At 63.2% G+C, this 9,415-nt stretch carries 7 protein-coding genes; 5 read left to right on the forward strand and 2 right to left on the reverse strand.

What is annotated here, in order from left to right:
* Positions 1-36: 36 nt before the first annotated feature.
* Together treS and L630_RS0111895 are read right to left on the reverse strand one after the other, a co-directional pair.
* Positions 37-3,354, reverse strand: coding sequence for a maltose alpha-D-glucosyltransferase (gene treS / locus L630_RS0111890; RefSeq protein WP_024848479.1), 3,318 nt, complete (start codon positions 3,352-3,354; stop codon positions 37-39).
* Entirely contained in the window at positions 3,351-5,378 is a 2,028-nt protein-coding gene (locus L630_RS0111895; protein ID WP_245263722.1) for an alpha-1,4-glucan--maltose-1-phosphate maltosyltransferase, read from the reverse strand. Before L630_RS0111895 ends, treS begins: the two co-directional genes overlap by 4 nt.
* Before the next feature lie 206 nt (positions 5,379-5,584).
* Between L630_RS0111895 and L630_RS0111900 the strand changes: the two genes are divergently transcribed.
* The 5 genes from L630_RS0111900 (at position 5,585) to L630_RS0111920 (ending at position 9,412) form a co-directional block, all read left to right on the forward strand.
* Positions 5,585-6,094 (forward strand): ferritin-like domain-containing protein, encoded by a 510-nt coding sequence (locus L630_RS0111900; RefSeq protein ID WP_024848481.1) that lies wholly within the window; start codon positions 5,585-5,587, stop codon positions 6,092-6,094.
* Between the two features lie 161 nt (positions 6,095-6,255).
* Positions 6,256-6,792: a hypothetical protein gene (locus L630_RS22205; protein WP_024848482.1), complete on the forward strand. Its 537-nt coding sequence runs from the start codon at positions 6,256-6,258 to the stop codon at positions 6,790-6,792.
* Positions 6,789-7,184, forward strand: a complete 396-nt coding sequence (locus L630_RS0111910) for a phage holin family protein (protein ID WP_024848483.1) — start codon at positions 6,789-6,791, stop codon at positions 7,182-7,184. Before L630_RS22205 ends, L630_RS0111910 begins: the two co-directional genes overlap by 4 nt.
* Positions 7,181-8,170, forward strand: a complete 990-nt coding sequence (locus L630_RS0111915; protein WP_024848484.1) for a DUF3618 domain-containing protein — start codon at positions 7,181-7,183, stop codon at positions 8,168-8,170. The genes L630_RS0111910 and L630_RS0111915 overlap by 4 nt, the downstream gene beginning before the upstream one ends.
* Before the next feature lie 72 nt (positions 8,171-8,242).
* Positions 8,243-9,412: a zinc-dependent alcohol dehydrogenase gene (locus tag L630_RS0111920; RefSeq protein WP_024848485.1), complete on the forward strand. Its 1,170-nt coding sequence runs from the start codon at positions 8,243-8,245 to the stop codon at positions 9,410-9,412.
* Positions 9,413-9,415 lie beyond the last annotated feature (3 nt).

The raw sequence follows: 9,415 nt of genomic DNA on the forward strand, positions 1-9,415 counted from the left end.
GAGGGCGGAGGCCTTGGCGAAACTGCCGACTTACCGCTACTTTTTATTCAAGATCTCCAACAATCCCCGCAGGGGGATCCCGACCCAGTCCGGGCGGTTGGCGAGTTCGTAGCCGATTTCGTAGGCCGCTTTCTGGATCAAAAAGAGATCAAGAATCGCTCGGGTGAATGGGGAAACACGATCGAAGCCTTCATTGGCTTCGGCGAGGTTGCTATCGGAGGCGTCGGAGCCGAAGTAGGCCGCGAGGAATTCGCCAGAAGTCTGGTCGCGCCACTGGCGCAACCGCGCCGCGGCTGTATCGCGGTGGGCATCACCTGGATCGTTCAGCGACCGTTCCACGGCCGCAGCTGCATAGTCGAGCGAGCGCAGCATGCCGGCAACGTCCCGTAGCGGCGAGTATTTGCCGCGTCGTTCATCGAGCGGACGATGTGGCTCGCCCTCGAAGTCGATGATGACGAAGTCACCCGATGCCACCAGCAATTGTCCGAGGTGATAATCGCCATGGATTCGGGCGCGCAGGCCTTCGGCTGGATACGAACTGGACTGCTGGATCAGCGCAAAGATTTCGTCTTCGCGGCTGAGAATCTCAGCTGCGGTCGTCGCTGAAGTGCTCTCCGTTTCGAAGGACACAGTGCGCAGGCGCTCGAGGATCCGGCGGACTTCCTCCGAGGTTTCGGCAATCCAGCCTTGGACGTCCCCGTCCGTGATGTTCTCGGGGCTGAATGCGGGGTCGGCAGTTTGGGTCGCAAGCGCCCGGTGAAACTCGGCGGTGCGCGCTCCGATCACTGCTCCGAGCGACAGCGGGAAGGAGAAATGCGCAGGCTCGGGCGGGGCTTCCGTCTCTTCGGCATGCTCCTCTCGGGCAAACTCGTCCACCTCCCGGCGCAGCGCCTCGGTGACCGCGGACCATGCGTCCCCTTGGTTGCGGACGAAGGCGAAGGCAACGGCGAGGGTCGTTTCGTTCCCATCAGGTGTGCGATGCTCGATCGAACCCAGGAAGGCCGGCGTGTTCTCGAAATGCGCTGTCTCGGTGAGGAATTTTGCCATCTCGACATCCGGCTGCACGCCGCTGCGCAGCCTGCGGTAGATCTTCAGGATCAGGCTGTCACCGAAGGCGAGCGAGACGTTGCTCTGTTCGACCCCGAGCAGCTGCGGCGCGCCCACCTCGGCAATTTCTGCAAGGCCGCTGCCTGCCCGGAAGCTGATGGTGCCGCCGTCGCTGGCCGCGATCTCGTCACCGGCGCGCAGGTGAGCAAGCAGGCTTGCCGCGAGTTCCTCGTCATAGGTGCCGTCGAGCAGCGCCCCCACGTTCGGACCCCGACGCAACTTGGCGATAGTGTAAGACAGCTTCGGCGCGCCGAAGCGGATGTGGTCCTCGCCCCATTGTGCGGAGAGCGGAAGAAGATAGCACTGCGCGCCGTCACCCGTATCAACTTCGACGATGTTAAGGAGGTATCGCCCCTCATCGAGGCTCGCGAGCGGATGCAGCGAAAGGTGACGGATCTCCTGGTCCTTGGCGGCGAACCAGCGCTGAAGCCTGAAGAATTCGGGCAACACCCCGTTGTCGAATTGCCGTGCGTCGCGGTCGGCTACGGCGGTATCAACGCGCCCGTCTCGGGTGGTCAGCGTGACGAATTCGGGCAGGATGCCGGGCATTGGCACATGCCAGTCCGGCGCCTCGGCCTCTTCGGCCAGAAGGAACCAGTAAAAGCCGTAACCAGGTAGCGTAACGAGGTAGGGGAGGCTGCCGATTGGCGGGAAGGGTGAGCGGCCGGCCAGTTCGATCGGCACGGCGCCGTTCCACTGCGACAGGTCGAGTTCCACCGCCTGCGCCGCGGCCGAGAGGTTGGCAACGCACAGGATCCGCTCGTCCTCGTATTCGCGCACATAAGCGATGATCTTGCGGTTGCGCGGGTAAAGCAGCGTCATCGTCCCGCGGCCGAAGGCGCGGTGGCTCTTGCGCACCGCCACGATGCGCCGCATCCAGTTGAGCAGCGAAGATCGGTCCCGGTCCTGGCTCTCGACGTTGATCGCCTGGTAGCCGTAGGTCGGATCCATCACTACCGGCAGGTAGAGACGATGCGGATCGGCGCGGGAAAAGCCGGCATTGCGGTCGGATGACCACTGCATCGGCGTGCGCACGCCGTCGCGGTCGCCGAGATAGTAGTTGTCGCCCATCCCGATCTCGTCGCCGTAGTAGATGATCGGCGTGCCCGGCATAGACAGCAGCAGCGAATTCATCAGCTCGATCTTGCGCCGGTCGTTCTGCATCAGTGGTGCAAGGCGGCGGCGGATGCCAAGATTGATGCGGGCGCGGCTGTCCTCGGCATAGGTCTGCCAGAGATAGTCGCGCTCGCTGTCAGTTACCATCTCGAGCGTCAGCTCGTCGTGGTTGCGCAGGAAAATGCCCCATTGGCAATTGGGCGGGATCTCCGGCGTCTGGCGGATGATATCGGTGATCGGGTGGCGGTCCTCCTGCGCGACCGCCATGTACATGCGCGGCATCAGCGGGAAGTGAAAGCCCATCTGGCATTCATCGCCGTCGCCGAAATAGGGGCGGGTGTCTTCCGGCCACTGATTGGCTTCGGCGAGCAGCATCCGGTCCGGATAGTGCGCGTCGAGCTCGGCCCGTATCTTCTTCAGGATCTCGTGCGTCTCGGGGAGGTTCTCGTTGTTGGTGCCTTCGCGCTCCACCAGATAGGGGATCGCATCGAGGCGTAGGCCGTCGACCCCCATTTCGAGCCAGAAGTGCATCACTCGCAGCACCTCGCGCAGCACGCGCGGGTTGTCGAAGTTCAGGTCGGGCTGATGCGAATAGAAGCGATGCCAGTAGAAAGCGCCGGCCACCGGATCCCACGTCCAGTTCGATTTTTCGGTGTCGAGGAAGATGATCCGTGTCTCGGGGAATTTTGTGTCAGTGTCGCTCCAGACATAGAAGTCGCGTGCTGCCGACCCCGGCCGCGAATGCCGCGCGCGCTGGAACCAGGGATGCTGATCGGAGGTGTGGTTGATGACGAGCTCGGTGATCACGCGCAGGCCGCGCCGGTGCGCCTCAGTTACGAGCGCGCGGAAGTCGGTGAGCTTGCCATAGGACGGGTTGACCGCCTTGAACTCGGCGATGTCGTAGCCGTCGTCGCGCAGCGGCGAGGGGTAGAACGGCAACATCCAGATTGCGGTTGCGCCGAGTTCCTGGATGTAATCGAGCCGCTGCATCAGGCCGGCGAAATCACCAATGCCGTCCCCATTGGAGTCCTGGAACGCCTTGACGTGCAGCTGGTAGATGATCGCGTCCTTGTACCACTCGCGGTCGTTGCGATCGATGATGCCATCACTGCGATGGGTGAAATGCTTCATCGGCCGCCCTCTCCAGGAGGGATCAGTCGCCAGATCGCGTAGGGCCGCGTTTCGGGATCAAGCCGCAGCCGGTGCAGCTTGCCGTGCCAGGTGAAGCGGTTGCCGTGGAGGAGGTCCTCGACTTCGATAGAGTCCGTGTCTTCCAGTCCGAACTCCCACAGCGGCACCTCGAACTCGGCCTCATGGGGATTGTGCGGGTCGAGGTTGACGTGGAAGAGGAGGTAGCTTCCCGCTGCGGGATCGCTCTTGCCGTAGTAGAGGATGTTCTCGTCCCAGGCGTTGTAAAAACGAAGGGACTCGTAAGCTTTCAGTGCCGAGTGCTCGCGCCTCAGCCGGTTGATGAGCGCGATGTCGTTCTTGATGTGGCCCGGCTGATCCATGTCCCAGATGCGGATCTGGTATTTCTCGGAGTCGAGATATTCCTCCTTGCCGGGCACTGCGCGCGCTTCGCATATCTCGAAGCCGTTGTAGACGCCGTAATTGCCGGCGAGTGTGGCGGCCAGCACCAGTCGCGTGCGAAAGCCCGGTCGGCCGCTCGTCTGCAGGAAGCGCGGGTTGATGTCCGGTGTGTTGACGAAGAAGTTCGGCCGCATCGTCTGGCGGTTCGGGCCCTCGACCAGTTCGGTGAGGTATGTCTCCAGTTCCTCCTTGGTGTTGCGCCAGGTGAAGTAGGAATAGGACTGGGTAAAGCCGACCTTCGCGAGCCGCGCCATCACCTTCGGTCGCGTGAACGCCTCGGCGAGGAAGATCACGTCCGGTTGCTGTTCCCGAATGTCGCTGATCAGCCACTCCCAGAACGGGAAGGGCTTCGTGTGCGGGTTGTCGACCCGGAAGATTTTCACGCCATGGTCGATCCAGAAGAGGACGATGTCGCGCAGTGCGAGCCACAGGCCAGGTATCGCATCGCGGTAGAAGTGGACGTTGACGATGTCCTCGTACTTCTTCGGCGGGTTTTCGGCGAATTTGATGGTGCCGTCGGGACGCCAGTCGAACCATTCCGGATGCTCGCGGATCCAGGGATGGTCCGGCGAACACTGGATGGCGAAGTCGAGCGCAATTTCGAGGCTATGGTCAGCCGCGGCGCTTACCAGCCGGTCGAAGTCTGCCAGCGTCCCGAGTTGCGGGTGGATCGCATCATGCCCGCCTTCCTCGGAGCCGATCGCATAAGGGCTGCCGGGATCGCCTGGCTCCGGCGTCAGGCTGTTATTGCGGCCCTTGCGGTTGGTGCGGCCGATTGGGTGGATCGGCGGGAAGTAGAGGACGTCGAAGCCAAGCTCGCGAACGTAGGGCAGGCGGGCAATCACGTCGTCGAATGTGCCATGACGCTCCGGATCATCCGTCTGTGAGCGGGGCATCAGCTCGTACCATGCGCTGAAGCCGGCAAGTTCCCGGTCAACCCATACCTCGAGGACCTTCGGGTAGACGGTGAGATTGGTGCGCGGTCCCAGCCGCTTCATTACCTCAAGCGTTTCGTCGGCCAGGAGGAAGTCTAGCGCCACCTCCTCCTGCTGAGAGTGCGGAAGCCGGTCGAGCAGGTCATGCAGCTCAAAAACCACCTGCGCTTGCCTGCCCGCCGCCTCTACCAGTTGCCGACCTTCGACAATTTCCAAAGCGACGTTCTGGCCGGCCGCCAGCTTTTTCAGCGTGTCGGCTCGCCAGGTCGCGAACAGGTCTCGCCACGCGGCGATCGACAGCTGCCATAAGCCGACCCCGTCAAAGACAGCATGTCCGGCCCAACGGTCGTTGTCGTCATAAGCCATGGGCGTTTCGCGCCAGCTGTCCTCGCCGGTCCGGCGGGTGCGAAGTGCCGCGCCCAGCACATCATGGCCGTCGCTGAAGATGTCGGCCTCGACCAGAAAGGGACGATTGATGATGGCTTTTGCCGGAAATCGGCCGCCGTCGATTTCGGCGCTGATGTTCTCGACCGCCAGGCGGTAGGGGGCGAGGCTTGCCAGCAGTTCCGGCGCTGCGGGTTGCTGCAGCTCAAGCCGTTTTCCGCGCATGTTGCGGGCGAGCGACCTCATAGCGTGCAAATCCGTGGCCTGCGGTTTGCGTGCTGGAATGGGAGGAAGTCAGGGGACTGCATGGGCGCCTCGTTTTTGCAGCCGAACCGCAACCTCCGTGCAAATGTTCCTGATCAGCCAGGCCTCGAAGATCTTCGGGGAGAGGGAACATGTCGCGCCAACGCCTGTTGGGAGCCCGACTTCCAACCCAAACCCAGGAGAACGAGATGACCGACATCAAGGACCGCGTCGATCAGTGGCTGCGCGACGCGCATGCGATGGAGGAGCAGGCTGAAACCATGCTCAATGGCCAGGCCATGCGGATCGAGAACTATCCGACGCTGAAGGCACGCATCGAGCAGCATCTGGAAGAGACCAAGCGCCAGCGTGCGCGGCTTGAAGCCTGCATCGAGAGGCGCGGCGCGTCCTCCTCAGGCATCAAGGACATGGCAATGAAGTTCACCGCCATGATGCAGAACCTGAGCGGCGTGTTCGCCGGCGATGAGGTCGTGAAGGGCGTGCTTGCCAGCTACACCTTCGAGCACATGGAAATTGCCTCCTATCGCATTCTCGTGGCCGCCGCCGAAGCCGACGGCGACATGGAAACAGCGCGTGTGTGCGAGGAAATCTGCGCCGAGGAAGAAGCGATGGCCGCGTGGCTCGAGGAGAACATGGGCGAGATCGCGATCCAGCACCTGGTGCGCCAGGAAGCCTCTCTCGAAGAAGCAAAGCGCTGAAGTGATCAGCACCACCCGAAGGACCGGCTCGCCGGTCCTTTTCTTTTTCCGCGGCCGCACCAGCGAGGAACACCACGCACTGTTGCCGGTTCGGGGGCCAGACCAGTGGATGAACAAGCATTCCCTGCAGGTCTCCCATCAGGAATTCAAAGGAGCGCAACATGAACACCAATGAGCGCACGACCGGCGCGCCGGCACCCGGAGACCCGGGCCAATTCGGCGATCGCCTCTCAAGCGAGCGGCAGTCGTTCGGGGACGCTGCATCCAGTGCGAGCGAGGCGATTTCTCGCGAGGCCGGGTCGCTGAAGGATGAAGCATCGAAGGCAGCGTCGGCTCAGGCAGACAAGGCGAAGGATGCTGCCACTTCACACCTTCAGGGTTTTGCCGGGGCCCTGCGCGCAGCCAGCGACGAGCTTTCTCGCAACAACACCGGCCCTGCGGCTGAACTCGTGTCGCACGCGGCCTCCGGCCTCGAGACTTTGTCACGCTCGATCGACGGCAAGTCGTCGGGTGAAATGCTCGATGCCGTTCGCCGTTTTGGCCGCGAGAACCCGCTTGGCTTCATAGCCGGGTCGATCCTTGCCGGCTTTGCCCTCGGACGCATTGCTTCCACTGCAACCTCGTCGTCCGGATCAAGCTCTGCCTCCGGGCGCGAGCATGCAGCCCGAACCACAAGTTTTCAGGAGGATGCGTCATGACAGTCGAACGCGATCCACGGACCATCCCTAATCTCGTGACAGACCTCGTCGAGCAACTCTCGACGCTGGTGCGTACAGAAAGCCAGCTGCTCCGCACGGAGCTCAAGGAGAATGTCGGCCGCGCAGGCAACGGCGTCATGGAGATTGCCGCGGGAGCGATGCTGCTGCTCGCGGCACTGATCGTTCTCCTGCAGGCGTTGATCGCCGGGCTCGTCAAGGCAGGACTTGAGGCAGGCTGGGCCGCCCTGATCGTCGGCGTCATCGTCGCCGTGATTGGCGCGATCCTCGTCAAGCGCGGCACGTCGAACATGTCGCCGTCCGAAATCGCACCCAGCCGCACGGCTGCGCAGCTTCGCAAGGACGGCCAACTCGCACGGGAGCAGGCACCATGACCGATCGTTCACCATCTGAACTCGAACGCGAGGCCGAGCAGGTACGCGCGGAAATCAGCGAAACCACCCGCCAGCTGCGGGACAAGATGTCCCCGGGTCAGCTCATGGATGAAGCACTTGGCTACTTCAAGGACGGAGACGCGCAGCGGTTCCTCACCAACTTCAAGGACCAGGTGCGCGACAACCCGCTGGCGCTGGCGCTTGTCGGCGGAGGCCTTGCGTGGCTGATGGCAGGTTCTGGCGTCTCGTCCTCGCGGACCTCGCACCGGCCCTCCCACACGGCCGCCACGTCCCTCTATACGGGCGAGAATGCGGGGTCCGGCTATCCGGTCGCAGATAGCGGCGATGCAGAAGGCAGCAGCTTCACATCGTCTCTGAGCGACGGGCTTTCGAGCGCAAGCGATGCTGCTTCACACGCGGCGGCCAGCGTCACCGGTACCGCAAGTAATGCTGGCCAGTATGCCCGAGAGACGATGCATGACGTGCGCGACCAGCTGCATTCGGGCGCAAGCTCGCTGCACCGGTCGGCGAGCGACTTCGGCAACCGCGCCCGTGACACATTTGCGGATGCGCTCGAGCGCGAGCCTCTGATCATCGGCGCACTCGGGCTGGCGGTCGGCGCCGCGCTTGGTGCGATGATCCCGGCCACTCGGACAGAGGAACGCTATCTCGGCTCAGCCGCCCGCACGGCCAAGGAACAGGCTGAAGGCATGCTGGCCGAAGGCGTCGAGCGCGCGAAGGAAGTTGCCGGCGACGTTTATGCGGCCGCGCGCGACGAAGCTGACCGCCAGGGCCTCACCGGCTCCGGCGAGCCTGTAAGCGAGCGGCTGTCAAAGGTGGCGAAAGCCGCCGGCGAGGAGCTGTCGCAAGCGGCACACGGGGCGCTGGGTGGCGGGGATAAGGATCTGACCCAATCCTCGTCCACCTCGCCGTCGGACGGCATCGAAGGCACTTCCGCCGACGATCCGCTCCCGGGCCGTATCTGATCCACAGGGGCGTCTGCTCTGGCAGGCGCCCATTTCATCTTCCCCCTCACCAGCAGCCCACCGGAGATACCCATGAAGGCACTCACCTGGCACGGCAAGAGCGACATTCGCTGCGAAAGCGTACCCGACCCGAAGATCCAGCACCCGCGCGACGCGATCATCAAGGTCACAGCCTGCGCCATCTGCGGCTCAGACCTGCACATCTATGACGGTGTCATCCCTGAGATGCATTCGGGCGATATCGTCGGGCACGAGACCATGGGCGAAGTGGTCGAAGTCGGCCCGGATGCAGGCGACCTCAAGGTCGGCGACCGCGTGGTGGTGCCGTTCACCATCTCCTGCGGCGAATGCTTCTTCTGCCAGCGCGGCTACTACTCCGCCTGCGAACGCTCCAACCCTGACAAGGCCAAGGCCGAGAAGATGTGGGGCTATTCGCCAGCGGGACTGTTCGGCTACTCGCACATGCTGGGCGGCTATTCTGGCGGGCAGGCAGAGTATCTGCGCGTGCCCTTTGCCGACGTGGGGCCGATAAAAGTACCGGACGGGCTCACCGATGAGCAGGTGTTGTTCCTCTCCGACATCTTTCCGACCGGCTTCATGGCGGCCGAGTTCTGCAATATCCAGCCGGGCGACACGATCGGCGTTTGGGGCTGCGGGCCCGTCGGCCAGATGGCTATCCGCAGTGCCTTCATGCTTGGCGCGGGGCGTGTCATCGCTATCGACACCGTGCCGGAACGTCTCGAGATGGCCCGGCAGAGCGGTGCCGAAACGCTCGATTTCATGGACGCCGACATCTACGAGAAGCTGTACGAAATGACGAACGGCCGCGGCGTCGATGCCGCGATCGACGCGGTCGGCGGCGAGGCGCATGCGGCGGCGAGCTTCGATTCCATCGTCGACCGCATCAAAGTTGCGACCTACATGGCGACCGATCGGCCGCACGTGCTGCGCCAGGCGATCCATTGCACCCGCAACTTCGGCATCGTCTCGATCGTCGGTGTCTATGGTGGCTTCCTCGACAAGGTGCCGATGGGCTCGGCCATCAATCGCGGCCTCACCTTCAGGATGGCGCAGACTCCGGTTCAGCGCTACTTGCCGCAACTCCTGCAGCGGATCGTCGAGGGTGAGATCGACCCGTCCTTCGTCATCACCCACCGCGGCAGCCTCGAAGATGGTCCCGACTTCTACAAAACCTTCCGCGATAAGAAGGACGGCTGCGTGAAGGTGGTGCTGAAGCCGTGACGG

This window comes from Aminobacter sp. J41, assembly GCF_000526635.1.
Taxonomy (GTDB): Bacteria; Pseudomonadota; Alphaproteobacteria; order Rhizobiales; family Rhizobiaceae; genus Aerobium.